Annotated in this window: 29 protein-coding genes and 4 pseudogenes; 20 read left to right on the top strand and 13 right to left on the bottom strand. The window is 57.8% G+C overall.

The features are described from left to right. Window positions 1-18: 18 nt before the first annotated feature. Window positions 19-1,398 (top strand): carbohydrate porin, encoded by a 1,380-nt coding sequence (locus ACPPVP_RS33895; RefSeq protein WP_426527916.1) that lies wholly within the window; start codon window positions 19-21, stop codon window positions 1,396-1,398. Window positions 1,399-1,543: 145 nt separating this feature from the next. On the opposite strand, the gene ACPPVP_RS33890 is transcribed toward ACPPVP_RS33895, so the two are convergent. After that, window positions 1,544-2,383: a hypothetical protein gene (locus ACPPVP_RS33890; RefSeq protein ID WP_426527915.1), complete on the bottom strand. Its 840-nt coding sequence runs from the start codon at window positions 2,381-2,383 to the stop codon at window positions 1,544-1,546. A gap of 132 nt (window positions 2,384-2,515) precedes the next feature. Between ACPPVP_RS33890 and ACPPVP_RS33885 the strand changes: the two genes are divergently transcribed. Further along, window positions 2,516-2,974: a low affinity iron permease family protein gene (locus ACPPVP_RS33885; RefSeq protein ID WP_426527914.1), complete on the top strand. Its 459-nt coding sequence runs from the start codon at window positions 2,516-2,518 to the stop codon at window positions 2,972-2,974. Continuing rightward, window positions 2,974-3,537, top strand: coding sequence for a DUF1003 domain-containing protein (locus ACPPVP_RS33880; RefSeq protein ID WP_426527913.1), 564 nt, complete (start codon window positions 2,974-2,976; stop codon window positions 3,535-3,537). Before ACPPVP_RS33885 ends, ACPPVP_RS33880 begins: the two co-directional genes overlap by 1 nt. Before the next feature lie 241 nt (window positions 3,538-3,778). Here ACPPVP_RS33880 and ACPPVP_RS33875 read toward each other — a convergent pair whose 3' ends face one another. From ACPPVP_RS33875 to ACPPVP_RS33865, 3 genes and pseudogenes are all read right to left on the bottom strand, one after another. Continuing rightward, window positions 3,779-4,069: a hypothetical protein gene (locus ACPPVP_RS33875; RefSeq protein ID WP_426527912.1), complete on the bottom strand. Its 291-nt coding sequence runs from the start codon at window positions 4,067-4,069 to the stop codon at window positions 3,779-3,781. 663 nt (window positions 4,070-4,732) lie between these two features. Further along, a complete protein-coding gene (locus ACPPVP_RS33870; RefSeq protein WP_426527911.1) occupies window positions 4,733-5,050 on the bottom strand; it encodes a hypothetical protein in 318 nt (105 codons plus the stop codon). 618 nt (window positions 5,051-5,668) lie between these two features. Next, a pseudogene (locus ACPPVP_RS33865) lies at window positions 5,669-6,660 on the bottom strand (transposase); the annotation flags it as partial. A 231-nt stretch (window positions 6,661-6,891) separates the two neighbouring features. On the opposite strand from ACPPVP_RS33865, the gene ACPPVP_RS33860 reads away from it, so the two are divergent. The 3 genes from ACPPVP_RS33860 to ACPPVP_RS33850 all read left to right on the top strand — a co-directional run bounded on the left by ACPPVP_RS33860 (window position 6,892) and on the right by ACPPVP_RS33850 (window position 7,886). After that, window positions 6,892-7,110 (top strand): hypothetical protein, encoded by a 219-nt coding sequence (locus tag ACPPVP_RS33860; protein WP_426527910.1) that lies wholly within the window; start codon window positions 6,892-6,894, stop codon window positions 7,108-7,110. Window positions 7,111-7,250: 140 nt separating this feature from the next. Then, window positions 7,251-7,625: a response regulator gene (locus ACPPVP_RS33855; RefSeq protein WP_426538209.1), complete on the top strand. Its 375-nt coding sequence runs from the start codon at window positions 7,251-7,253 to the stop codon at window positions 7,623-7,625. Between the two features lie 24 nt (window positions 7,626-7,649). Beyond that, complete coding sequence (locus ACPPVP_RS33850) at window positions 7,650-7,886, top strand: DUF6894 family protein (RefSeq protein ID WP_426527909.1); 237 nt, start codon at window positions 7,650-7,652, stop codon at window positions 7,884-7,886. 241 nt (window positions 7,887-8,127) lie between these two features. Here ACPPVP_RS33850 and ACPPVP_RS33845 read toward each other — a convergent pair whose 3' ends face one another. From ACPPVP_RS33845 to ACPPVP_RS33835, 3 genes are all read right to left on the bottom strand, one after another. Continuing rightward, entirely contained in the window at window positions 8,128-8,709 is a 582-nt protein-coding gene (locus ACPPVP_RS33845) for a cupin domain-containing protein (RefSeq protein WP_426527908.1), read from the bottom strand. Between the two features lie 676 nt (window positions 8,710-9,385). Continuing rightward, the gene (locus ACPPVP_RS33840) at window positions 9,386-9,739 is read right to left on the bottom strand and encodes a hypothetical protein (protein ID WP_426527907.1); all 354 of its coding nucleotides are present in this window, start codon (window positions 9,737-9,739) and stop codon (window positions 9,386-9,388) included. 138 nt (window positions 9,740-9,877) lie between these two features. Then, on the bottom strand, window positions 9,878-10,201 hold the full coding sequence (locus tag ACPPVP_RS33835; RefSeq protein WP_426527906.1) for a hypothetical protein: 324 nt from the start codon (window positions 10,199-10,201) through the stop codon (window positions 9,878-9,880). A 301-nt stretch (window positions 10,202-10,502) separates the two neighbouring features. On the opposite strand from ACPPVP_RS33835, the gene ACPPVP_RS33830 reads away from it, so the two are divergent. Together ACPPVP_RS33830 and ACPPVP_RS33825 are read left to right on the top strand one after the other, a co-directional pair. Continuing rightward, entirely contained in the window at window positions 10,503-10,712 is a 210-nt protein-coding gene (locus tag ACPPVP_RS33830) for a hypothetical protein (RefSeq protein ID WP_426527905.1), read from the top strand. A gap of 562 nt (window positions 10,713-11,274) precedes the next feature. Continuing rightward, window positions 11,275-12,717 carry a transposase gene (locus tag ACPPVP_RS33825; protein ID WP_426527904.1) on the top strand — a complete coding sequence of 481 codons (1,443 nt, stop codon included), beginning with the start codon at window positions 11,275-11,277 and terminating at the stop codon, window positions 12,715-12,717. Window positions 12,718-12,993: 276 nt separating this feature from the next. On the opposite strand, the gene ACPPVP_RS33820 is transcribed toward ACPPVP_RS33825, so the two are convergent. Then, window positions 12,994-13,212, bottom strand: a complete 219-nt coding sequence (locus tag ACPPVP_RS33820; RefSeq protein ID WP_138836405.1) for a hypothetical protein — start codon at window positions 13,210-13,212, stop codon at window positions 12,994-12,996. Window positions 13,213-13,519: 307 nt separating this feature from the next. On the opposite strand from ACPPVP_RS33820, the gene ACPPVP_RS33815 reads away from it, so the two are divergent. The 3 genes from ACPPVP_RS33815 (at window position 13,520) to ACPPVP_RS33805 (ending at window position 15,055) form a co-directional block, all read left to right on the top strand. After that, the gene (locus tag ACPPVP_RS33815; RefSeq protein ID WP_426527903.1) at window positions 13,520-13,729 is read left to right on the top strand and encodes a hypothetical protein; all 210 of its coding nucleotides are present in this window, start codon (window positions 13,520-13,522) and stop codon (window positions 13,727-13,729) included. Then, entirely contained in the window at window positions 13,719-14,303 is a 585-nt protein-coding gene (locus ACPPVP_RS33810) for a methyltransferase domain-containing protein (protein ID WP_426527902.1), read from the top strand. Before ACPPVP_RS33815 ends, ACPPVP_RS33810 begins: the two co-directional genes overlap by 11 nt. A 560-nt stretch (window positions 14,304-14,863) precedes the next feature. Continuing rightward, complete coding sequence (locus ACPPVP_RS33805; RefSeq protein ID WP_426527901.1) at window positions 14,864-15,055, top strand: hypothetical protein; 192 nt, start codon at window positions 14,864-14,866, stop codon at window positions 15,053-15,055. Window positions 15,056-15,134: 79 nt separating this feature from the next. Here the strand turns inward: ACPPVP_RS33805 and ACPPVP_RS33800 are convergent. Further along, a pseudogene (locus ACPPVP_RS33800) lies at window positions 15,135-15,416 on the bottom strand (IS110 family transposase); the annotation flags it as partial. Window positions 15,417-15,821: 405 nt separating this feature from the next. Beyond that, the gene (locus tag ACPPVP_RS33795; protein ID WP_426527900.1) at window positions 15,822-16,091 is read right to left on the bottom strand and encodes a hypothetical protein; all 270 of its coding nucleotides are present in this window, start codon (window positions 16,089-16,091) and stop codon (window positions 15,822-15,824) included. Window positions 16,092-16,160: 69 nt separating this feature from the next. Here ACPPVP_RS33795 and ACPPVP_RS33790 point away from each other — a divergent pair, with 69 nt between their 5' ends. Further along, the gene (locus ACPPVP_RS33790) at window positions 16,161-16,334 is read left to right on the top strand and encodes a hypothetical protein (protein WP_426527899.1); all 174 of its coding nucleotides are present in this window, start codon (window positions 16,161-16,163) and stop codon (window positions 16,332-16,334) included. A gap of 52 nt (window positions 16,335-16,386) precedes the next feature. Here ACPPVP_RS33790 and ACPPVP_RS33785 read toward each other — a convergent pair whose 3' ends face one another. After that, complete coding sequence (locus tag ACPPVP_RS33785; protein ID WP_426527898.1) at window positions 16,387-16,614, bottom strand: hypothetical protein; 228 nt, start codon at window positions 16,612-16,614, stop codon at window positions 16,387-16,389. Between the two features lie 201 nt (window positions 16,615-16,815). Between ACPPVP_RS33785 and ACPPVP_RS33780 the strand changes: the two genes are divergently transcribed. After that, window positions 16,816-16,977, top strand: a complete 162-nt coding sequence (locus ACPPVP_RS33780) for a hypothetical protein (protein ID WP_426527897.1) — start codon at window positions 16,816-16,818, stop codon at window positions 16,975-16,977. A 484-nt stretch (window positions 16,978-17,461) separates the two neighbouring features. Here the strand turns inward: ACPPVP_RS33780 and ACPPVP_RS33775 are convergent, their stop codons facing one another. Further along, window positions 17,462-17,860 (bottom strand): hypothetical protein, encoded by a 399-nt coding sequence (locus ACPPVP_RS33775; RefSeq protein ID WP_426527896.1) that lies wholly within the window; start codon window positions 17,858-17,860, stop codon window positions 17,462-17,464. Between the two features lie 475 nt (window positions 17,861-18,335). Here ACPPVP_RS33775 and ACPPVP_RS33770 point away from each other — a divergent pair, with 475 nt between their 5' ends. Continuing rightward, the gene (locus ACPPVP_RS33770; RefSeq protein ID WP_426527895.1) at window positions 18,336-18,824 is read left to right on the top strand and encodes a hypothetical protein; all 489 of its coding nucleotides are present in this window, start codon (window positions 18,336-18,338) and stop codon (window positions 18,822-18,824) included. Window positions 18,825-19,203: 379 nt separating this feature from the next. Here the strand turns inward: ACPPVP_RS33770 and ACPPVP_RS33765 are convergent, their stop codons facing one another. Beyond that, entirely contained in the window at window positions 19,204-20,106 is a 903-nt protein-coding gene (locus tag ACPPVP_RS33765; protein WP_426527894.1) for a hypothetical protein, read from the bottom strand. Window positions 20,107-20,720: 614 nt separating this feature from the next. Between ACPPVP_RS33765 and ACPPVP_RS33760 the strand changes: the two are divergent. From ACPPVP_RS33760 to ACPPVP_RS33735, 6 genes and pseudogenes are all read left to right on the top strand, one after another. After that, a pseudogene (locus tag ACPPVP_RS33760) lies at window positions 20,721-21,049 on the top strand (transposase); the annotation flags it as partial. Continuing rightward, window positions 21,032-21,265: an integrase core domain-containing protein gene (locus ACPPVP_RS33755; RefSeq protein ID WP_426538207.1), complete on the top strand. Its 234-nt coding sequence runs from the start codon at window positions 21,032-21,034 to the stop codon at window positions 21,263-21,265. The pseudogene ACPPVP_RS33760 and the gene ACPPVP_RS33755, both read left to right, overlap by 18 nt. A gap of 194 nt (window positions 21,266-21,459) precedes the next feature. Beyond that, a complete protein-coding gene (locus ACPPVP_RS33750) occupies window positions 21,460-22,221 on the top strand; it encodes a hypothetical protein (RefSeq protein ID WP_426527893.1) in 762 nt (253 codons plus the stop codon). Window positions 22,222-22,416: 195 nt separating this feature from the next. Continuing rightward, window positions 22,417-23,661, top strand: coding sequence for a glycosyltransferase family 4 protein (locus ACPPVP_RS33745; RefSeq protein WP_426527892.1), 1,245 nt, complete (start codon window positions 22,417-22,419; stop codon window positions 23,659-23,661). A gap of 126 nt (window positions 23,662-23,787) precedes the next feature. Then, window positions 23,788-24,171, top strand: a pseudogene (locus tag ACPPVP_RS33740) (IS110 family transposase); the annotation flags it as partial. A 193-nt stretch (window positions 24,172-24,364) separates the two neighbouring features. Beyond that, entirely contained in the window at window positions 24,365-24,949 is a 585-nt protein-coding gene (locus ACPPVP_RS33735) for a hypothetical protein (RefSeq protein WP_426527891.1), read from the top strand. Window positions 24,950-24,972 lie beyond the last annotated feature (23 nt).

Here is a 24,972-nt window from a genome sequence, read left to right as displayed (position 1 = left end):
GCCGCCGGTCGGAATCGCATGCACCGTCCTGCCACACTTCTTCTTGGCTTCCTCTTCATAGGCTCCGCCTGGGCCCAGGAGGACAAGAAGACTGATGACCTGAAGCCGGCCGATCCGGATACGGGTGAGAGCACGGTCGAGGAAACGACGCTCGGCTTGTTGCCGCGGCCGTTCGAGCGTTGGGGAATCAAGTTCGCGGCAACTTATATCGGAGAAGCGCTTGGCAATCCGTCGGGCGGCTTAAAGCGGGGCTCGGTCTATGAGGGCCGGCTCAACCTTGCCGTCGACGTGGACTTTGAAAAACTGGCGGGGCTGCGGGAGCTGACCTTCCATGCCAACATGTTTCAGATCCACGGGGGCGGCCTTTCGCGCGGTGCGCTGCTGAATTTTATGGATGTCAGCGGCATCGAAGCGCTGCCGTCCACCCGGCTGTACGAAGCTTGGTTTGAGCGCAAGTGGGGCTCGCACCTCGCACTGCGCGCCGGGCAGCTCGCGGCAGACACCGAGTTCATGACGGCAAAATATACGGATGTCTTCACCAACGCGTCGCTCGGCTGGCCGGCAGGGCTGTCGCTGAACCTCCCGGGCGGAGGTCCTTCCCCGCCGCTCGCCGCTGTCGGGGCGCGGCTTCGTGCTGACCTTTCGGACAATCTCACGGTGCTGGGCGCGGTTTTCAACGGCGACTCGGCGGGACCGGGTCCGGACGACCCGCAGCTTCGCAACCGCTACGGCGTCAATTTCCGCATCAACGATCCGCCCCTTGTCCTTGGTGAAGCGCAGTTTCTGTGGAATGCCAAAAAAGGCGACCCGGGCCTCGACGGCAAAATCAAGCTTGGCGGGTGGCGCCATTTCGGCCTCTTCAACGATCAGCGCTTCGATGGGGCAGGGGTTTCGCTCGCGGACACTGCTTCAAACGGAATGCCGGGCCTGCTCCGCGGAGATTTCGGACTCTATGCCGTCGCCGAGCAGAAGATATACCGCGTCGGCGGTGACGACGACCGTGGCATCGGCGTCTTCGCACGGGCTTCCTACAGCCCGCCCGACCGCAACCTTATTAACTATTACGCAGACACCGGGATCGAATTCATCGGCCTTACGGACGGGCGGCCCAAGGACAAGTTCGGTGTTGCCGCTGCCTACGCCCACGTCTCGCCGCGGGCGCGCGCGCTCGATCTCGACTTTCAAAGATTGGTGGCGCCCGCCCGGCCCGCGCGAAGCTTCGAAGGTCTTCTCACCGCGGTCTATCAGTATGAGATCCGGGCCGGATGGACGCTTCAGCCTAACTTCCAGTTCATCGTGCATCCGGGCGGCGGCGCGACGAACCCGCTTTCGAGCTTGCCGGGCAAAGCTCTTAAAAACGCGGAAGTCTTCGGTCTGCGCACCGTCCTGAAGTTTTGACCGCGGCGGTCATTGCCGGGGTCAGTGGCGCGCACAAAGACGCGCCACTGAGACCACCGTCATCGCAGAAGAAGGATCAGGATGATCAGGGGGATCGGTATTCCGAGGAGCCAGAGTAAAATCGGCATGGTGTTTTCCTTTCAGGTTACCGGCGGCGTTTCCAGGTGCCGTCGCGAAGGCCGCCGCCTTCGGTGGCTGCAAGACTTGCACAGAAAGCTCCCAGCAGCAGGGAAGCCGTGATCCAAAACGCGAGTGAGGCCGTCGCTTTTCGCACTGCATCGGCGTCAGCCTTGATCTGAGTGACGACGTCGTTAACGCGCTTTTCTGCGTCCTGCTGACTAAGCCCGGTCCGGGCAGCCACGACCTTGCCGGCGTATTCGCGGTCGGGGGCCTTAAGGTCACCGCCGTTGCGGAAGCTTCGCGTGAAAAGGCGCGTTACTTCGCCACGCGCGTCAGCGGGGTTGCTGTTTGCTGACTGCGCGGCGGGGTCGCCCCGCAGCAGCGTGTCGACGTACCCGTCCATAGGACCGCTCGACTGGGCGGCGCTCGTCACGGCTCCCTGGCTCACGCCTGCCGCGGTGCCGCCGATGAGGCTTGTCGCCGGACTGGCGAGCACGGCGGCGCCCAGTACGGAAGCCAGCGCCCAGGCAATAAAACCGTGCGCCGTGTCGCGGAAATAGACTTCGTCGCCGTGTACGCCGTCCCATCCTGACCGCAGCCGTCCGGCAAGATAACCGCCGATCGAAGAGGAGATCATGGCGATAACGATAAGATAGAGACCTGTTGTGATCTTGAAGGTGGTGGCAGAAACTCCTGAACCCGTCCAAGGTGAAACCATGCTGAGACCGAGCCCGGTGCCGAACGCGAGCAGCACAAGGGTCATTGCACAGGCAGCGACCGCGCCGGCCACAATGGAAGGCCACGACACACCCGCAAGCGATGAGCCCGACGCGTCTTTGGGGGCAACCACGACAGTATCGATCATTGATTTCAAGCTCCAAAGGGACGGCGCGCCTCGCGCCATCTGACAAAATAATGTGCGTGAGGAGCAGCGGTTCCTAAGCATGGGAACTTTGTGCGCCCATACCGGTTTTACCCACTGGCTATAGGGGCAAACATGAGCGGTAAGAAGCAGGCTAAAGAGCCCTCGAGCGTGTCCAGGTTCTTTGGCGATCTCGCCAACAGGACATCCCTTGCAGCAGGCCGTGCGTCGACCTTTATTCTGGCGGCGGGTGTCGTCATCGTGTGGGCTGTCAGCGGCCCGCTCTTCGGCTTCTCCGACACATGGCAGCTGGTGATCAACACCGGCACGACCATCGTGACCTTCCTGATGGTGTTCTTGATCCAGAACTCGCAAAACCGCGACAGCGCGGCCATTCAGGTCAAGCTTGACGAGCTTATCCGTGTGGGTGCGGCACGGAATTCGCTGGTCGGCATCGAGCACCTCACCGACGATGAGCTGGAAGATATCCGAAACAGATGCGAGGCAAGGGCGAGCGCCGAAAAGTCGGGCGACGAGACACTCGATAAGACGCAACAGTCGGCGCGGCGCGCGGCCGACAGGATTGCAAGTTGATGCGCACCGCGGCAGGCGGCAAATCTGAAACGTCGCCTGCTGAAAACATTGACGCGATCCTGCGGGTTGAAAAGCAGGACAAAGAGGCGCTGGCAGTCCATCACCGCTTCTTCCACTGGATCGGGTGGTTTGTCGGCACGATTCAGTTTGTCGCTCTCCAGTGCGCGTTCGTGTTATGCTGGATCGTCTTCAATCTCAATTTCACGCACCAACCCTTCGATAAATATCCGTTTCCCTTGCTGGCGACGATTCTCGCCCTGGAGGCCGTTCTCCTTACTTCCTGCGTGCTGATCCGCCAGAGCACCATTGACCAGACGCTGGAGCGGCGCGATCACCTCGAACTCCAGATCAACCTCCTTGCCGAAAAGGAAGCGACCCGGTCTTTGCGGATCTTGCAGCGGATCGCGAAAAGACTGGATGTCGATAATGACGAGGATTGCGCACCGGACGAGCTCGCCCGTGAAACCTCGGTTGACGAAATCGCCCGGGATTTGAGAAAGCGTGAGAAAAGCGAAAAACAGCACGATGAGAGGGCGGATCTACCAAGCCCCGCGGCGAGGTGAATCGACGAGCGGAGCCAAAGAGTTGCCGGAATTGAAAGAGACATTCAAGCCTAGCAATGCGCTTCCGTGATTGTGCGGACACCGACTTTTTGTCCTGACCTTTTTTGATCGCGTTCGTGATAGCCCGCCAGGGGGCAAGCCCCGCGGGCGCTACCCCCAAGCGGTGCGCTGACGAGACGGCAGGCGTCTCTTGACGGTCAGTGCGGTGCGGTGCCGCTCATGTTGGCATCCTGCACCGGGCTCAACCGTGGTCAGCGCCAGATTCAAGTGACAGCGGGTGTGACGAAGCTCGCCCGTCTTCGTGAGCGCGCCCGTCGTGACGAGGTCCTGCAAGTCCCTTGTAGCGGTAGCGCGCGAGGTTTTCGTGATAGTGATGTAGTTTTCCGCGATAAGGCTGCCTCTGAAGCCGTCGATTCCTTCCAAGATGCGGGCGGACGAAGTAGAGGTGCGCGATGCCGGCGCGCGTCAGCGCGGGCAGGGCGCGCGTGCCGCCAGGTCCGCTGTCGTTGAACCAGGTGACGAAGGCATCCATCCCGGGTTTCATCCGCGACGAAGGGCGGGGCCTCGAAGTAAACCTCGCGGTCGTGAAGGCTGCCGGATACGACCTGCATTGGGTCTTCGTGTGTTCGATAACCGCCGACTACTTCGATGCGTCCTTTGCTGCTCACACCATCTTGGTGCCACCCGAACATCGTCTCGTGCGTGAGCGGCGCAGCGAAAGTTTCGTAGAGATTGACCATCATGTTCCGCGATGCCGCGTCCGGCGGGCGCTATCCTGCGCTGGTCACCTCCGAGCCCGAATTGCTGGCGCAACGACGATTGCACTCTCTCGCGGTTTAGCACTTCGCCTTCGCCGGCGCGGCCTCGAATTGAAACGGCTCGGCGTCACTTCCCGCGGATCTTCTTCAACGCGGAAACGCGGGGCTCGGGCCCAACCACGATTGAGCTCGCACGCCGCAGACGGTTTCGGCCTGATGTGCATCCACTATGACCAGCCAGACGGCGCTCCGCCTCGCAAGCGGCATTCAGGCAATCAAAGCCGCTCGGGCGGGTCTTGGCAGAGCGCGTAATCGCATAACAGCAAGAAGTGGAATTAGTCCCCCGGCCCGCGGAACCGCCTAAAGGTGCTTCCGTTAAAGGCTGTCATGACGATTTAGCATTTTCCAACCATGCACAATCGACGAGCGCGCCGTGTTCAACATAAACCATCTGTACGATGAGCTGAGGCGGATTGAACAAGAGGTTGTTCGAGGCGAGCAGCAATTGGCTGAGCAAGAGGAACTGCTGGTATGTCTGAAGACGCAAAATCAGGACACCGCGCCAGTTGAGGCATTTCTAGATGAGCTACGCTCAAGACAAAGGGCTCTTCAAGAAGATCGCTCTCGGATCCTTTCGATGATGCAACCATGAGCGTCGCTGCGCGTAGAGCTTGATCTAGATCAAGCTTGCGAAGTTTCTCGATGATCGCCCGGAGATCGTTTGCGTACTGCTCGATCAGCAGTTGTGCTTTCATCGCCCACGGCGGTCTGGCCTCGTCTACAGGCTCTTTTCCTGGCTTTGGCTTGATGCTTCGGCCTGATTTGCATGCAGCCGGCGCACGTCAAGCGGCAGTGGTTCCTGGAAGAGCGTCTGCAGCCGGCCGAGGACAAGCCCGAGCACGGCTATCCTGCGAGTGGATGTCCAACCAGGTCGGGCGGGCGGGCGGCGAAGCAAGCAAAGCCCGACTAAGCGCAAGCCTCAACGGCCTCAGCGGGACGAGCTGAGGCCGTCTCGGTGCTCTTCTCGTGAAGTGCCGTGACCAGACGACACGAAATGCAAACACGAAACCAAGTCGGTCGTTCCTAAAAAGCGGCCCCGGCGGGAGTCGGACAACACCAGGACCGCACCCGCGGCCCTGGGGGCATTTGGAGCCGGTAGGCTGGAGTCTATGTTCGTTGAAGAAAAACGTTCCTATGGCCTGATCGAGTCGTCACGGCACTTTTCGGATCTGACAGGCCCGGCTGGCGACGTCTGTTCTTGAGGGGATTGTGTTGCAAAACTCGTTTCTGTCTTGTGCCGAGCTTGGCTTTTGAGCTTTGGTGGGTTTTTTTGGAACAGTGGTGTCGGCGGTTTCCGTTTTGCTTGTGGATGCTCAGCAGGCGACTGCCACAGATGGTGGGGGACGGCAGATTAGCTTGACCAGTCGCCTCAGGTTCTGCGCGGTGGCTGTAAGCAGCACTTCGTCCCGGACGCCATTCAGGCCTCGCAGCCGAAGCCGGTCGAGCCTGAGAATGCGTTTCATATGGGCAAACCGCATCTCGACCTTTTTGCGCTCGCGGCGCGACTGCTGGAAGGCTTCCGTGTTGGCCAGCGCACGGACACGATCGCGCACATCCTCGTTGAGGTCGCGGGTAATTTTGCGCACGACCGCCGTCGTGCATTTGGGCTTCAAGGCGCAGCCGGAGCAGTCGCTCTTGCTCGCCCTGTAGTAGACGATGTGACCTTGATCGATGTTGCCGGTGCTGGTCAGCTCCGCGCCACCCGGACAAACGTAGATATTGCGCTTCTGATCGAAGGCGAAGTCGGCTCGGCTAAAGGTGCCATCGGCGCGGGCCGACTTGTCCCACACCGGAATGTGCGGAGTGATCTTGCGATCCCCCAGCCATTGAGCAGCCTTACCGCGCCGTAAGCCGTGTCACCTGCCAACCTCTGGGGTCGCAGATCGAAGCGACGCTCAACACGGTCCACCATGGTCTGGGTGACAGCAATCTCAACCGCACGGTTCGCGCGGGTGCCTACCGCATCGAGGATGATCCCGGCCTTGTTGTCGATCAGATAGTTTGCATCATAGGCAAAGAAGGGGTCTACGCCCGGCCTCGTAACCCATGTTGCTTGCGGATCGGTGAGCGAGACTTCCTTGGGAGGCTTGCGTCGATGGCTGCCTTCACTTGAACCGCCGCCGTCTCCATCACCGTCCTTATCACTGTTGGCGGCATCAAGCGCTGCGATGTACTCGCGAACCGCATGGGATGCTTCTTCCGCCTTTGGCCAGGTAATAGGCTGGTTGCCGGGGAGCCGTCTGGTCTTGTTCACGTCCGCCTTGATCAGGCTCGCATCGACCGAGAACGCGTCGCCTCTTACAAGGGATCGGATCAAGGAACTTATAGTCGATTTGAAGGCCCAAAAGGCGGAATATCACCCGCTGAAAGAGTAGCGGTGGGCGGCCCAGCGCTAGGGCGATCTGAAGGGGCTCATCCCTTGTAGGAACGTTTACGGCCTCCGGAGGTTAACGTGCATCACCGCCCGGTACTCGGCTTTTATCGGTGATGAGAACGCCAATTGCGCTCCCGCCCTACTCGAACAGGGAGCCGCAGAATGCGCCATCGTTTCATTCAAACCAAATCACTCAGAGAGCGGCTTCTTGAGGAAGCGCAGACGCTCCGAGAGCAAGCCAGGCTATTGCCCTTTGGGCCGGTTCGCGACGCGGCCTTGAAAAAGGCGCGGCAGGCCGAAGCAGCGGCCCATATGGATGACTGGCTGGCCTCCCCCGGCCTACAGCCCCCAAAAAATGAAGACAATCACGGCCGCAACTAGGCGCCCCCGAACCACCACGTATGTATACTTTTGAACATTGTTGGGAACCAAATAGCTTCCTTCCTCTTATCTGCCCCGAGATGCCACAACGGGGTGGCAGACGGGAGGCAGGCGTGCAGAGTGAAGCGCTCGTCACAGTCATGGTCGTAGAGGACGACCAGCTAATCCAAGGTATGGTCAATGAAGCTCTGACCGAAGGTGGATTTCAATCAAGCATCGCAGCGACTGGTGAAGAGGCTGTGACGCTGCTCCAAGATGATAGGGAAAAATACCGCGCTCTCATTACGGACATCAATCTGCTCGGCAGATTGGACGGATGGGAAGTCGCCAAGCGGGCTAGAGAAATAAATCCCGGAATGCCTGTGATTTACATGACGGGAGCCGCCGCCGATCAATGGACCTCGCGCGGCGTGCCGAACAGCATTCTTCTGAACAAACCGTTCGCACCGGCGCAGCTTGTAACCGCAGTCTCACAGCTTTTAAACGCCGGTACTCTGCCAACCGCGCCGACCTAAGGGCCGCTTGCTTGGAAGGCGCCGATGCCGAGATACTACATAGACATCCGAGAGGGTGGAGCGTTCGCCGAAGATGAAGAAGGAATAGAGCTGGAGAACATCGCGCAAGCGCAGATAGAGGCCGCCGCATTATTTGCAGACATATCCAAGGAATTTGCTACCCAAGATCCCAACCCATTGGGACATTCCCTGTCCATTGAGGTTAGAGATTCGAGCGGTCCGCTATTTGAGGTTACCTTCCGATTTGTGGCGCGCCATTAGCGCAAAAACAGATAGCGACACTCACTCTCAATTTGAGGCCTCGTCGTCGCCTTTTGGCACCTTTGAGACATGCCCGCCTATCCTGAGAATGTCCGTTCACCGGGGTAGACCGGAAGTCGCCACGGTCCGGTCGAACCGACGCGATAGACCCAAAGCCGACACGGCCGGCATCTCAGCCAGCTGCTGATGCATGCAGCTGAGATGGTCGCCGGCCCATTTGTCTTGCCGATCGACCTTCACGCTATTCCTTGGTGCTCGGATCGTCCACCGAGTTGACATAGGTAATTGCAAATGGGCCTTGACCATGAACCTGTACAATCGTTGGACTAGTGACCCAAGCATAGTGGTTCATTTTCGCCGGTGCCTCGCCATACCCTCCTGAAGTCAACTCAATTCCTTTCTTCTCGTCCAGGTGGTCGCCCATCCCGATGTGGAAATTGCCGGATACGACCGTCACGTTTTCCGCTGTCGGATGATTGTGAGCCGGGATCTTATAACCCGCGGGCATCTTCAGACGAACAACGTAGAGACCATCCTTGCTTGGATCGCCTGAGAGCACTGCAAACTCCGCGCCCTTCGGAAAGAACGGCGGCGCCGGTCCCCACTTAATGTCCTTGCCGTTCATCGGCATCTTCATATCATCTGCCAATGCGCCACTTGCACCGAGGACGACGAAAGCCATTAGCGCGAGTCGAGATGACATGAGCGCCTTCCAGGAGTTCAAGGCACTGGTCTGGCCCTGGGCAGGTAAGGCCAGCTCAGATGCTGCTGCAGTCACGGAATAGTCGGCGTGTCTGAGGATGTTTACTGTTGCATTGGTCATCGGTCTTCCCCTTGGAATTCGAAGTGGTCGGTGGTGCGATCTGATGAACCAACCATGGCCGAAAGACTCTGACTGAGGCTTAAGTTATCCCTGAGATTAGCCTGAGTTTTTCTTCAGACAGATCCTTCGGCGGCGCACACGGGCCAGTTTCAGCTTTCTCGCGACGGGGCATTGCGAGCTAGTTAATTCCGAAGTCCGCAATGTGGCGCGAGGCTGCCCCCAAGCAGTGATTTCCGATATTGGCACTTTTCGGACCTGACAGGCCCGGCTGGCGACGTCTGTTCTTGAGGATAAAGCGGACTTCCCCGCGCGCGTCATCAAGTGCCAAAAGGCGCCCGGAATAACGTAGTTCTACGGAGAAAAATAAACCCGCATACCCGATCACGAATTTGTTCCATACGAAACTGCAAATCAGATACGCCGGATGGGAACCACTGTTCACGTTGTAACTTAGCTCGCTTGGGCAGGAGTGAGTGATGAGCTTTTTCAGCAGCGAGTTTTCCGCCCATAAGACGTTAGACAAACCCCAGTGCAAGTGCGGCGCTCAGCCAAGGGTCGTCCGGAAGATGATGGACCCTAGGACGGGAATGACGGTTCGTATGTTCGAATGCCAATGTGGCGAGCGCAATTGGACCGAGGCCAAAGAGTAAGGCCGCCGGTGTGGCGGCCCAACACCTCAGGCGGCCGCTCTGATAGGCATGCAGGCAGTGAGGCTGATCGTCCCTGTGCTTGTGAAGCGGAAATGCGTCCGCACGTGCACGCCGTCGTATCCTCGATAATCGAGTGTCGCGCCATCTGCTTCTGGGAACAGCGCATCGATCTCAAAGGCACCGGTCACCGCTCTCGCCAGCCGCGGGCGCCAGTATCTTTCCATCTCAGATCGACCTCGAAAGCTTCCGCCTTCGCAGCACTCGACCGAAGCCCAACGGTCATAGAGGTTTAGCAAATCATCTAGCCGACGCTGTTTACAGGCGTCGATCCAATCCACCACAACTCCAATCGCATCGAAGCCGTCCCGGGCGTCCGACATGTGTCCACCTCCCTCTAAGCGTCTCCTGAGCGCCTGTTAAGGATTTGCTGATGAACACGCTGTGAACCTGTCGTTCAACCCACATTTACGGACTCATTGCGAATGCGCCGCCTGAGTGGCGAAAGTGGTCTGTTTTGATCAGACAGCGTCCGGCGCTTCTGATCTGATCCGGCAATGATGTTCACCGCAGACCAATGCCGAGAAACGGCCGCCGATAAGCTGGCGCAAGCCTCGCGCAATATCGGCCACCGCAAGAAAGCCCTTCGAGAGGACGCCGCTGCTTGGCTGCTTCTTGCGAGCAAGATCGAGGACGCCGCCAAAGAGTAGAGGCCGCCTCACGCGCTGCTTCGCCTTCTGCCCGGCCATCCATGGAAACGTTCCCAATATTTCCCGCCCCTCTTGCATTTTGTGCCAAACATCGCGGACAAACCGTGAAGCGGCTTTGGCCTTATATGCATTCATTACGATCAGCCGGAAGGTGCTCCCGTGCCGCGCGAACCGTAAAATCCCGGTTCCAGTGAGCCCACATTTCAGTCGGGAAAAAGCGGCAACTTTTTCATCACAGTCGAATTATCTAGAGGGTTGGTGAGAGCAGGATGGCAGACTTTGCAGAGACTTTGATTCGTCTGGTCTCCCGAAGCGCCCGTCCGGATTGGACGCTGGCCGCGGTCGCAAGTCTCATTGCGGCTGGTATTACGGCATCGATCCGATACGCGTTTGGATAAACTGAAGTATTTCGTGCAGCTACGCTGGAGTGAGAGTCATGGAATACAAGACTATCCAATTTGAAGTCATTCAAACGGCAAACCCTTATGGCTGGAAATGGATCGTCTTTCTCGATGCAACCAGAACCCGGACCGGAATTGGGCTTACACGTGCTGACGCCGTGTTGGATGCCGAACTTGCCATCGACCTGGCGCTGGAAAGCCGGCAATGCAGTGAGAAAAGCCTCAAGCTGCGGTGTTTGGGATGAGTACCTGCGATGGATGTTAAGCGGAGCCATCCCGGTGAATATGTCGATCTCCATCGGTTAATGGAGACAGTTCTTCAGCTTCGCCTGCGGATCGCTTCCCTAGAAAAAGTGCTGGCAGGCCCGCATTGTGGGCTGAACATTTTAGCTTCGTCCAAGACTAACGCAAATGAACGCAGAACGAATGGACGCAGGACGAGAAAAGCAGGCTTTACAAGAACAGCTTGTCAATCGGCTTGCAAATTTGACCCCCCGCATTGCCTCATCAAGAATGTTACCGGAGAACTGACCGTCAGGAGTGGGGCGGCGATACCGAATCGGATCGGTGTCGCCGATGGCAGGACGGATCAGCATGGGTGCGCGGCGCGAGATCACGGCGGCGGTGGTAGACCGCTATCGATCAGCAGGGCGGGCAGATAAGGGACGCATTCTCGACGAGCTTTGCGCGGTGACGGGCTGGCATCGCAAGCACGCGGTTCGGGCGCTTACCATCCATGTCGCAATTTCGCCGGAGGCCCGGCGGCAGCGAAGGCCGACCTATGGCGCCACGATCAGGGATGCGCTGGTGGCGCTGTGGGAGGCCTCGGATCGGATCTGCGGCAAGCGGCTCCGGGTAATGATTCCGACGTTGCTGCCTTCGCTGGAGCGGCATGGCCGGCTCAAGCTCGACCAGGCCGATCGAGCGCTGGTGCTCGGCGTCAGCGCAGCCACGATTGATCGCCTGCTGGTCGAGACCAAAATTGCCGCGGCCGGCGGCAAGCGCCGGCGGGTCGGCTTTTATTCGGCGGTACGGCGTGAAGTGCCGATCCGGACTTTCAACGACTGGCACGATCCGCCGCCGGGGTTCTGCGAGGTCGACATGGTGGCCCATGGCGGCACATCCGTGGCTGGCTCGTTCATTCAGACGTTGACGATGGTCGACGTCGCGACTGGTTGGACCGAGTGCATGCCGCTGGTGACGCGCGAGAGCGGCCTCGTCGTGCAGGCCATGGAGCGCGCACAGAACCTGTTTCCCTGGCTCATTCGCGGCGCCGACTTCGACAATGACAGCGCGTTCATGAACGATGTCGTCGTGCCCTGGTGTCGCGCGCAAAAGATCGAGGTGACACGCTCGCGTGCCTACAAGAAGAATGATCAGGCTTTCGTCGAGCAGAAGAATGGCGCGGTCGTCCGGCGACTTGTGGGATACGGTCGCTTCGATGGCGTCGAGACGACGCGCGTGCTGGAACGTTTGTATGCTGCATCTCGGCTGCACACCAACTTCTTCCAGCCGTCCTTCAAGCTGAAGGACAAGCGACGCGAGGGCGCGAAGGTGATCAAGCGCTATCATGTTCCGGCCACGCCCTATGAACGCGCACTGGCGCATCCGAGGTTGAGCAAGGCCGTCAAACGGCGTCTTCGAGAACTTTATCGCACGCTCGATCCTGTGGCTCTGCTGGCCGAGATGAGGGACGCCCAGGCGGAGCTTGGCACGCGCGTCGGTGCCCGCGCGGGTAAGCTCGCGGCAGCAGCCAGCCTACCGGTACCGACAACGAACGCAGCAGCGTTCGCGAAGAGGCTCGGCAATGATGTGCATTTGGGGGAGCAGCGCATCATCCATCGGCGTATGCACAAGCCATACAAAAAGCGCATGAAAATGCCATCAATGCTCGATCCGCACCTCGCCGACATCGAGCGCTGGCTCGCGGCCGAGCCTCGTCTGACCGCGCTGGCCATCCTCGGTCGTCTCGCTGAACGCTGCTCCGAACAGTTCGGGCCACCGCAGCACACCATCGTGCAGCGCTTGTTGCGATCGCTCAGACGCAAAGCAGCCGAGACGATCATCCTGCATACGGCTGCGGGTGCGGGTGCGGCACCGGCCGGTGATCCCAGGGCTGGGGGCGACGCTGCGTGTGATGGGCACTCCGCGACGCCCCCAGCCCTTCCGATCCCGCGAGTATTAACGAAACCTCGGACAGGCCGTCCGTCGGCCCTATATCTGTCAAGCGAAAGTAACATCCTCAGATGAGGCAATACGGGGGGTCAATATTGCAGGCCGAATAACAGAACAGCTCGTCAGATGCCGTATATTGCTCAGCGAGTTCCCCGAGGGCGTGACGGCTAAGAATCTCAACGATCTGGCGGACGAACTCGAGCAGAAAATTCACGCATTTGAATAAGCGGCCTCGTCGCTCTTGCGATGTCAGTTGATAGGAGCAAGGCGGACCTCGCGCTCGGGTGCGCCGAGGTCTGCATTTGACCCAACTGAGACATTGGCGCGGGGCTTCTGTCCCGCGTTTTGCGTTTAGGACCACGGCGGCTCTTCGCTCGCCCCGGCTGCCTCGTGGTGGATGGTGACACCCGCCGAACGCAACCCGGTCAGCAATACAGTTCTTACAGAGGCAGGATCAAATCCAATATCCTTGGCGTTTGGTGGATGTGCTTCGCTGTCCTTCAATCGGAGCGCCAAGTGCAATTGCTCGCAAAGGTGCTGAACGACGAGATTGACCTGATCGTCAGTCATGATCGGCTTCTCCTGCTACCATTTTGCTACCCAACTAGGTAGCACACATGAAAATAGGGCGGTACGCGATTGGATCGCCCAAGGATCAACCCCACGCGATTGTTCATAGGGGCAGACCGGAAGTGACTAGCGGCGACTAGAACGATGCTTTTGACCCTAACCGGACCACCAGCCTTGCTTTCAGCCCGTCACCTGGTGGCCATGGGGTAAAAGCGCCATTCACTGATCCGAAGCGGGTCGGGAACCATCAACTCGCGCAGTCTTTCATGCTACCATCTATGCTGCGGAAGCTTTCGAGGGCGGGCCGATGAGCGGGCTTGAATTTACGGATGCTGCGGCAAAGCGATTAGAGAAGCTCTACCTTACCAAAGATGTCATTGCACAACGATCCGAGACACTGCGGCAATTGGCTCTGGTAAAAGGTGAGCATGTGCTTGATATCGGTTCAGGGCCCGGCTTTCTGTGCGAAAGTATTGCTGCGCTTGTTGGTCCCGAAGGAGCCGTTGTTGTGCATTGATGTATCGGCCGATCTAGTAGCCATGTGCGAACGGCGAAACCCGCCGAAATGCCTATCGTTTGCGGTCGGCGACGCGACCAAGATAGATCGACCTGATGCATCCTTTGATGCTGTCGTTTGTGCACAGGTCGCAGAGTACGTTCCTGATGCGGGTCGGGTTATTTCAGAGGCGTATCGTCTTCTGAAGCCGGGCGGTAAGACGATATTTGTTGCCACCGATTGGGATGCGGTTGTCTGGCATTCTCAAGTGCCCGACCGGATGGCGCGTATTATGAAATCGTGGCAGGCCCACTGTGCGCATCCCAACTTGCCAAGGTCATTGGCCAATCGTTTGAAGGGTGTGGGATTTCGGCTTGACGGGGCTTCTGTCTTCCCGATCCTCAATCTGAGTTGGGATGATGATGCGTACAGCAAAGGACTCGCTGAGCTGATCCGCAATTTTGTAGCGGCCCGAGGAGAAGTTCCAGCCGAAGAGCTCGGAAACTGGTTGGACGAATTTCCAGAACTCAACCAAAGCGGCCGATATTTTTTCAGCAGTAACCGCTACATTTTCCACGCATTAAAGGCGGCTTAATCTCTTAATCAGCCGGGTGATCGAAGAAAGGCCTTCTCACTCCCGCTTATGGCACTTCTCGGACATGAAGCATTGCACTGATGATGTCCGTTGATAGGGGGCAAAGCGGACCTCGCGCTTGTGCGGATCGGTCACCGCCGTCATCGGGCAAGTTAGTCAAGGCAGGGTGGGCAAATTAAGGAGTAACCGTCGTGGCATCATGCCGAAATCCAAAGGCAGCCCGACGCGTCCCGACCTCTGCCGGTGCAAGTGGCGTACCCGGTGCGACCGAAGCTCGAATGCTCTTTCATTCTGCGTGCGAGAGCGTGGACGGAGCAAAGCAGCTGACATTCCCTGCGCCCTCCTGTTTCATCGTGAGCGCGCGGACGCGCGCCGTACATCATAAAAATGGGAGGATGCCCACTTCCTCGGCGGCCAAAGTTGGTTCAGTCGGCATCGGCTGGCGGCAACCGAATTTTGGTTGCGGACCATTGTGCCGAATCCTAGTCTCGCGCCGTTGGTCAGCCAACCACACCACCTCTAATAGGCAATCAAAGCAACGAGCGGCCACGGAGGAAACAATGCGAAATCGAGACCGTCGAACCATTCTCACAACCATGACGTCATTGGCGCTGGCATCGTCGATGGCAAAAATCACCGTTGCCGAGGCCGCTTCCGATCCGGCCCTGAGCCCCGCGCTTGGGGAGGTCGATCAGGCGCTGCGCCAAGCCGTCAACGCGCGGACCGTGCCGGGCCTCGTCGCGGGCGCATGACGGCTCCAGCGCTCCCGATGCCTACCGGCCGCGGACCTCGCCTGGCGTCTATGTTCCGACCGCGATTACGCTGTCCTAATGCGTCGGCGACGTCATGCTTGTTACGCTTCACATAGGCTTTCACATAGTTGGGCGGCATCAGGCGCGCTTCATGGCCAAGCGCGATCAACTCACGAGCCCAATAGTGCGCCGTCGCGCAGGCTTCGAGGCCGATGACGCACGGCGGAATCTCGGCAAAGAACGCGAGGACCTGGCTGCGTCGCAGCCGCTTGCGCATTACTACGCTGCCCATCTCGTCGACCGCATGAACCTGGAAGACACTCTTTGCCAGATCAAGACCAATTGTTGTAATATCGCCCATGGATGGCTCCCTTTGCTGGTGATCTCTAACGACCACCATCCTGGCACATCGATGCCGTCAGGGGGCCATCCACCCCATCAGTTGGCGGTACCGATCCCCGGTGTCCTAGAACAATTTGCGTAGTGTCATAATTTGTTTTCGGCTGTACTTTTGACGATCTCTAAAGTGGCCGCTGGGGACGACGATGCTAGAATACCGCGCCCACCTGATAGGTCGGGACGGACATATCGTGCATCGCGTCGATATCCTTTGCGTTGACGATGAGGCCGCCAAAGAGCGCGCCCAACTCCTCGTTGACAGCCACACCGTAGAGCTATGGCAGGGCGCCCGATTGGTCGCGAGACTCTCCGCTCGGCACTAGGGCCGCCTCAGTTGTTGGCGGCCGGGCTTCGGTCCCGCGCTCTTTTAATTCGCGTTGTGTGTACTTGTGGACTGTTTTTCCTGCATTGAAGGGCGCACGATCCCAGGATCGTGGCTTTTATCTGTGATGAGAACGCCCGGTTGCTCCCGCCTTCCTCCAGCGGAATGGAGCAGCGCGCCATGGAACGACGCCGTTTTAAACAGGAGCTTCCCCTCGATCAGCGCTTGTTGGAGCAGGCGGAGCGACTTCGCAAGGAAGCGCGAGGCATCCCGCCAGGTCTTGAGCGTAATCGGCTTTTGCGGCTTGCTCGCCAAGCGAAGACCGGCGCGCGCATGAGCGAGTGGCTTCGGTCGCCCGGCTCGCAGCCGCCGAGGTAAAGATCCATGCACGACATGCAGGCCAGTGCAGAGAAACTACGCACCGAGGCCGACTATGCGGAGCAGATCGCCAGAAGCGCGACGGACCCGCAGAAGCGCGAGCTTTACGAGCGCCTCGCCACCCATTTCAGACAACTCGCTAGCGAAATCGAGAAGATGATGGTGGACCAGCAAGAGTAAGGCCGCCGCGGTCGGCGGCCTGAAGTGGCCTGGTTTGGCTTTGCGAACGGCTCTAAACTGGATGGACGTCACTCAAAAAACGGCGGATCATCGTGGACAAGCTCAGAAAATCCTTAGACCAATTAGAGCCGCCGATCTGTCCGAACTGCAGCACCGAAATGAAATGGTCGCGCTCAACGCTGGTAGACGCGACGACCATCGTGCATGTTTTCGTCTGCCCCGGTTGCTCCCGCGTCACAGACACCAAATCCAAAATCAGCGTGACCAGCATCCCGCCCAAGAAGCTGTCGGCACCGCGTCATCGCCACGCGGCATAGGATGGCGCATTTGATGGCCCCGGGTGGTGACGCACAGACAGCGCCCGCCGCGACCGGACTCACCGGGGGGCCTTCCCTAAGCCCGTTCACGTAGTGGACACAAATCGGTACTGGGCTCAGTGGCCTAGTTTGATTTTGGGAGTGGCCTGATTTACTTTTGCTCGATGGACGACAACCTGGAACTTCTGACCAAAATTCAAGAACGGATCATCGAATGCCGTCGCGCGGCATCCGAAGCGCAGGATTCCAAGGTGGCTCTCTTTCTTTACCGCTTGGCCGATGAGGTCGAAGCAGAGGCGCGCGAAGCTGACTTGATCGGGACGTAAGGGCCGCCACCGTGACCCATGCCGAGAGATTCCGCCAAGAAGCGGAGGAGTGCCGCACGCTGGCAGCTAACGCCAAGACGGTGCCTGATAAGGAGGCTTGGCTCCGACTTACCGCCGACTGGATCAAGCTGGCCGAAAACGCTGAGCAGCGACGGCGGTAATGGTTGGGCGTTGGGCGAAGAGTAAGGCCGCCTCAGCTTGGCGGCCTGTTTCGTGCGCGCAGACCCTCGTGCAGTTAGAACAGTACGAGCGCCGCGCGTTTTCACGGCGCAGGCGTGCTCTGCTCGCGATGAGCAAAAAAAAATACGGCAATACCTTCGTTCATTAGATGACTTGCGGCATCCACCTCCAGAGAAGCAGCCGCTTGACGGAGGTATTTTAATACCCTGATGCTCTCAGGTGTTTGGCAGAACGAAGCCAAATTATTTCGATATTTCAATACCCCAGCCAGCAATCGCGGGATGACGTTAAGCTGGCACTAAGCTTAGTCCAATGCGAGAAAGCCTAAACCCGTAAGCCGCGGTAGTTCTTCTCGTATTTCAACGAGGCCTAAATCCACCAGCGTTGTTAGGTCATTGGCGCTAACGGGTGAGAATTTCGTTCGCTTACTTCTGATGTCGCGCATCACCCATCTAAGATGGATCGCGGTGTTCAGGTCCAGTTCGGCCAGTAACGACTTCGCATGTTGAGCCCGTGTCACCGCACTTTCCGTATCGGTTGGAGGGTCAACTGCAACGGCTTTTGCCGTCGGCGGTGCATCGACTGGTTGATCGGAATTGCGCGGGCGCGAGGGCTCCGTTTGGAAGATCGGGGCCGGCGATTTTACAACGGTGGAAACCAGGGCAGGCATTTCGGTCAGCAGCGATTTTGTCTGCGGCGCCATCGCACATTCCGCGTCGGTCGGACGGCCAATAGTTCCGACCGACTTCCCAGCATTGTCTGGCTGATTAGCAAGAGTTGAGCGAGCGGCTCCTTCTTCAAGACGAGGAGCCGACGGCTTTCCGGTCAGCACACGAAGCGCGGTCAGCAACGAGCTTATAGGCTGCGGCCGAGGACTCTCCGCCTCGGTCGCACCTGCAGCCCCAACGGGATGTACCGGCGGCCCCACACTGTCTGGCTGACCAGAGAGCGAAGAGGACAGCAACAATTGCTCGAAGCCAGGAAAAGAAGATTTGGTATCGGTTGAAGCCAGGGCAGGTAGGTCAGTGAGCGGCGATGTCTGCTGTGCCGTAGCGTGAGGCGGAGGGGTGGCTGGGGCGGTTTTCTCCGCGGGGGCTATCTTGTCTCCTTCCCCAGGGAAGATTCCGGGTGACGACTTCCTCTCGAAGACGGTGCGAGAATGGGGTAGATCCGCCAAGATGGACCCGCCCTGTTTCGTCCGCGCATCTTCTGCTTCCGATCGAGCGGCAGCTGCAACGATTTTTTCTGCGGGCTCCGCACGGTCTGGCTGGCTAGAGTTAAATATCGACGAGGATTCATACTCAAAAATAAAAAGCTGCGGTTCGGTATCGGTCGAATGCAGCGGGAGGATATCATCTGGCACCCGCTTTGCTTGCGGCGGCGTCATCACCGCACTCTGTGAGGCAGTCAGCGGAGCGACCGAAGCAGCTTTCTCCACCGGTTCCAAATTCAACTGCGTGAAGGAGGTTGACCGCTCCTTCTCGGACGTCGCGAGCGGCGGTTTTGGATTAGCGGAGACCATGGGAGCTAATTCAGCCAACAACCAACTTAATCTTTGCCGCGGCGCACTCTCCGCGTCGGTCGGAGGAAAAGGTGTAACGGTGCTCGCCGTGGATGCCGTGCTTTCCGAACGGCCTGAAACGGTTGGCGGCGATGACTCCCGCTGAAAGTTAGGAAGAGAGGGCTCGATATCTGTCGAAATCAGGAGAGGTACTTCCAAATATGGTTCTGCCTGTTGGGGCCGCACCGGTTCGGTGTCGGTTGGTGGGGCAGCAGCGAGTTCTACTGCCGATTCTAGATGGTCTGGCTGTCCTGTGAGCGGGGCGTCCGATGTCTCTCGCCGGATAAGACGACCAATTTTGCCGTCGATCAGATTCAAGGGGGGCAGTTCGACCGGGAACGAATTCGCATGCCGCGCCTCCGCACTCTCCGCGTCGGTTGGAGCGGCCGTGAAGTCGGACTGCCTAGGGAGGATTGGTTGCGAGGGCTCCGTCTCCAAAAGAGGCGGTAATTCTGCAACTTTCGAAATCAGGGGAGGTAGTGCTGTCAGCGGCGACCACGTACTTGCGTTAACGGTTGAAAAGGTGGCCACAACGTCTTCCGTGGCTCTCGCATTGCCTGACCGACTTGCGAGGGGTGGTGATACTGGCTCCGGTTCGAATTGAGAGGCGACAGTTCTGCCATCCGTGAGTCTGCCGGTTGCGGAACCGCATCCTCCGCGAAAGTTGAAATGGCTTTTGTGATCGGCTCTTGCGTGTGCTGTTGACCAGAGAGCGATGGGGGCAACGTATCCTTCTCAACATGAGAGGGTAGCGGTTCTTCTTTGGTCGAAAACATGTGATGCAATTTAGCCAATAACGACTTTGCTCTCGGCGGCCGCGCACCTTCCGCGTTGGTAGGAGGGGAAGCTGTAAACGCTTTTGCCACCGGCTCCTCATGCTCCATTTGACCAGAAAAAGTTGCAGACGAAGACTCCATATGGAAGCTGAGGGGCGAGGTTGGCGGATTCATCGGATCAGCACGCGAATCGGTCAGCATCTCCGCAAGGGCTTTATGGTCGAAGCTAGGTTGCGATGGTTTTGTGTTGGTCGAAACCGGAGGAGGTTCGCTCAATATCTCCGCGAACCCTTGGTGATCGAAGCCCGGTCGCGGCTGGTGTATGTCGCGCGCATGCGGAGGACGCTCACTCAATATTTCCGCAAATGATTGATCAAAGCTGGCTGGCGGTGGTTTTTCGGTAGATGGTTCGCCGAACATTCCCGCAAGTGCTGCGTGCTCGAAAGATTGCTCTGTATTGCCCGCATTCAGGTGGGGCTCGCTGAACGCCTCCGAAAGAGTTTTGTGATCGAAGGCAGCGTCCGAAGTTTCGGTGTTGGTCGCATCCAGGTTTGACTCGTCGAATACGTCCGCAAGAGCCTCGCGCACCGCCTCAAGTTTATCCGCACTCATAATTCGTCCTAAAAGTCCGTCTCTTCAGATTATTCTGCATCTCATCCAGATCTGTGACCAGGGAGGATAGCAGGGACACAATGAGTTGTGTTGAGGAATACCCTTCGTGCTTGGGTATAGACAAGTTAGGACGGGTTGCGGGTTCCCTCGCGGCAGCAAAACATCAGTAGTCCGATAATTGATCGGGCCTGATTACATGGACTTTCAAGCCTCTGTTGGGCGCTCCCTCAAACCCTAGACGCTGGGCACGATCGCTTCCCGCCATGCCCTGATCACCTGATTGCTATCGTTGGGAGCCGAATCGGCCTACCTGCTACGACGTCCCGCATAACAAGGTGCTTCTTGACTTGGAACCGATCGCCTATTGCGAATTATGCTGGACAAAGTGTCCAAATGATCAGCCGGTTTCCAACGCTGAAATCGATGCTTGGTCATGGCCCGGCGGCGCAAGTCCAATCCCTTTCGTGGCAGCGCGCTAGCGATCTTTGTTGTTAAAGCTCTTCAGCCAAAGGAACGCTAGACCAGCGAACGTAAATGAAAACTTGTACCCCTGACCGGGCACTGAGTATTTCCTCCAGCAGGAGTTAGAGTCCGGTCCTGAGAAGGACGGACAGATGAAGCGAGCAAGGTTCACGGAAGAGCAGATTATCGGTGTGTTGAAGGAGCATGAGGCCGGAGCCAAGACGGCCGACCTGGCTCGCAAGCACGGGGTCTCCGAGGCGACGATCTACCATTGGAAGGCCAAATTCGGCGGCATGGATGTCTCCGAGGCCAAGCGGTTGAAGGTGCTGGAGGAGGAGAACGCGAAGCTGAAGAAGCTTTTGGCCGAGCAGATGCTCGATGCGGCAGCACTTCGCGAGCTTCTTTCAAAAAAATGGTAGGGCCTGCCGCCAAACGCGCCGCGGTGGCGCATCTGGAGGCCGAGATGGGCCTGTCGGAGCGGCACGACGCCAGGACAAAGATCGCGGTCTGGGTTGCCGACTACAACGGCGACCGCCCGCACTCATCGCTGAAATACCTCACCCCGGCGGCCTATGCTGCCACATTCCCCGCAACGCGGGATCGGCTGCGCAACCCCGACCAGCTCTGCCGATCGCCCGTTGCTCCACCCGCGCCACTCGGCGTACAAAACCCCGAGACTCTAACCGCCGCTGGATGACAATTCAGTGGCAGGTCAAGGCGATGCCGCCAACGACGTCCTCTCAGCCATCGGCCGCACCCAAGGACTCTTGTGCCTGCCCCTCATCCAAATATAACGGAGTATGATCTTTGACTAGATTTCGAGCATAAGTATAGTTAGTGGTTATTCCGGGATCGCAAGTTGAGTTGCGTGTTTAATTGGAGCAGGGGTTTATGCGCAAGGTTCTCTGTTCGATCGGCATAGCATCGCACCAAGAGTTACTTGAGATCGCTAGACCGTGCTTCGAGGCATACGCAGCCAAGCATGGTTACGATCTGGTGCTAATATCCAAATCCACCATTCCCGCACCGTGGCCCGACCGCATTCTCGGGCTTTTCGGCATTGACGAGCGCCACTTGGTTGATCGAATTGTCCGCAAGATAGTCAGAATGGGCAATAATACCGTTAGTCGTTACGCTGATCTTCCTAGACCGCCATCGTGGGAAAAGATTCGGTTAATTCGTGAACTCTTCGCGGACTACGATGCAGTATTTTGGATCGATTCTGACGCGGTCATAATTGATGATTCCGTTGACATCGCAGAGGAGATCGAGGCCGATAAGTGGCTTTATATCACAGAGAGCTACGGCCACATTAATGCTGGTGTTTTCCTAATTCTTCAATGCGCACAAAGCAAACGGTTCCTCGATGACATTTGGAGCCGAACTGCGTTTATATTTCATATATTTTGGGAACAGGCCGCGATGCTTGATCTTTTAGGATTCAAAGTGTCTAAAGAGCTTAACGTGGTAAAGGTGCGACCCAGCCCGTATGAAACGGGAATCAAGATCATAGACCCATCTTGGAATAGCATTCCTCCTAATGGAGTGACCCCAGCGCGAATAAGACACTACGCCGGTCGCAGCCACCTCGAGCGGGTAGAGCAAATGACGCTAAGCACATCTTGTCTAAAATCGCCCAGTGTGCACTCCTAGCGTGTGACGCCTTGATTGACTTACTCATTCCCATTTTGGCAGCGTCGCGGAGCACATCCCCCTTTATGAGTTCGTGCCGAACTTCGAAATGCCGCCTGATCCGAAACACCGAATGCAATTTATGCCAGGGCTGTTGCAAAGCACGCCGTCTTTTTGCTTTCTGATCGGATAGGTTCTTTGCGAGATATACAGGTCATGAAAATCTTACTCGCGACCCCTTTGTACAGCCCCTTAGTCAGTGGTAGCGCTAGGCTACTGCAAGACATTGTCGAGCATCTGCTTGCTAGCGGACATCACGTTGAAGTAGTTACGTTGGACTTGCCGCAATTCGGAGATTCGAAAGAGTTTGACGATGCCCAGACCTATCGTATCCATCGTATTAGGTCGCCGCGATTCGAGGTGAAGGGCTGGTCTTCGATAGTGATGACGATCCGCATGTTAACACTCTGTGCGTTGCGAAAATTCGATATCGTACTTTGCGGATTTGCCTCACCCACGGCCATTCTAGCGCGTGCTATTTGTTCGGTGACGCGTGTGCCGTATGCGGTATACACTCATGGCGAAGACCTCATTGCTGCACGTGCCGCTCAACGGCGCAGCGCGTTGTCGAGCGCGCTCCAGGCGGCACGCGTCGTAATGTGCAACAGCTCCTTTACCGCTAGTGAAGCGGCTTGGTTCGGTGTGCCTCGCGATCGCATTTTAACAATCTCACCTGGCATCGATCCTGCGCCATACCTTGCCGTCTCCACAGAAGAGGTGGACGCACTCCGCACTCGCTTCAACTTGGTTGGAAAGAAGATTCTGCTAACGCTCGCGCGCTTGCAGGTTCGAAAAGGCCACGACATGGTGGTGCGAGCGCTTCCTACCATCGCCGCGTCGGTCCCGGATGTTCACTACCTCATCGTCGGCAAAGGCGATACCGCCAGACTGGAAGCAATTGCGTCCGACCTTGGCGTCTACGACCGCTTGACCGTCATCGACTATGTTCCGACGGAAAGTCTTCCGGCGCTTTTTGCACTATGCGATGTCTACGTAATGGCAAGCCGGTATGATCCGGAGACGCGAGAAGTCGAGGGCTTCGGTATTGTCTACCTCGAAGCGGCGGCGTGTGGCAAACCGAGTGTGGCAGGTAACCAGGGGGGCTGCGCTGATGCGGTGGTTGATCAGCAGACCGGCATTGTTGTTGATCCCACCGACGTTCTCGCGATCGAGCGTGCCGTCATACGATTATTGTCTAACGAGGAAGAGTCACGACGTATGGGGATAGCGGGACGGGAACGCATCTGCAGGGAGTTCCGAAAAAGCGATCAGCTCTCGCGGATCGAGGATGCGTTGCTACGCTGCGTCGGCAAGGGGCATCGCCCCGGACACGTTGAGCGCGTTGCAGGGGAAAGGTCTGCAGACGCAACAAGGCTGCACTCCGACGAAACCAAGATGTGAACCTCCTCCGAATTGATGGACACCTGTAGTAGGCGTAAGGAGCCAGGAGGTGTTGGATGGAAGCACGTCAACGTCGGTCGTTTACGGACACGGCTGCGGTGAACCCGGCCGCGCTGACATGCCGGTGAGATGTTCGGCACGTTCACATCAGACCTCCATGATCTGGCGAACTGGTTTAAGGCATGCGGCGTGACCAGTGTTGCGATGGAATCGACCGGGGTGTATTGGATCCCGATCTACGAGATCCTGGAGCAGCGCGGCTTTAATGTTATTCTGGTCAATGCACGGTACGCCAAGAATGTGCCCGGGCGCAAAACGGATGTAGGTGACGCTGCCTGGTTGCGCCAGCTTCATTCCTATGGCCTGTTACGTGGCAGCTTCCGACCTGATGCCGAGATTACAACCCTGCGCGTGCGCCAGTGGGAACGGCTTGCGGAATTTGCCGAAGCCCACATCCAGCATATGCAGAAGGCCCTGATGGAGATGAACCTGCAGCTCCATCATGTGGTGAAGGCTGGTGTTCCGAGGCGGCCCGGTTCGGTATGTCTCGCATCACGCCCGGACAATTTCACCGGGCATCGATCCTGTTCCATACCTTGGCGTCCCCATTAAAGAGGTTGACGCACTCTGCTCGCGTTTTAACCTGATGGGGAAAAAATTGTTTTGACGCTCGCGCGCTTGCAAAAATGGAAGGGGCCACGGCGTGGTGGTGCGAGCTCTTCCTGCCATTGTCGCTGCGGTCCCGGACGTTCACTACCTCATCGTCGGAAAAGGCGATTCCGGCAGACCAGGAGCAATTGCGTCTGATCTCGGTGTCTCCGACCGGTTGACCGTAATCAATTACGTAAAAGCGGAAGATCTTCTGGCGATTTTTGCGTTATGCGATGTCTACGTACGATCCGGAAACAAGAAGTCGAGAGGGTTTCGATATCGTCTACCTCGAAGTGACGGCTTGTCGCGAACCGAGCGTGGCGGGCAACCAGGCTGGCTGGTTGACGCGGTGACCGATCAGCCGACCGGCATTGTTGTTGATTCCACCGACGTGCTAGCGATAAAACGTGCCATAATACGATTGCTATCGAACGAGGAAGAGTCGTTGCGGATGGGGATGGCTGGACAAGGACGCGTCTGCAGGGAGTTTCGAAAAAGAACGATCAACTCTTGCGGATCGAGATCCCCTACATCGGTGAGTCAACAAGTGACATCGCTTCACGTTCCCTTCATCAAGAAGGTGCTTTTAGGCGTTTCGATGGAAACCGGCTTAAGTGATTGGGGGCCGGAGATGTAAGACGAATGAGGGGCTGAGTGACG

It is taken from the genome of Bradyrhizobium sp. McL0615 (assembly GCF_049993905.1).
Lineage (GTDB): Bacteria > Pseudomonadota > Alphaproteobacteria > Rhizobiales > Xanthobacteraceae > Bradyrhizobium.
The sequence above is the reverse complement of the archived record's forward strand: the minus strand, read 5'-3'. Positions and strand labels throughout refer to the sequence as shown.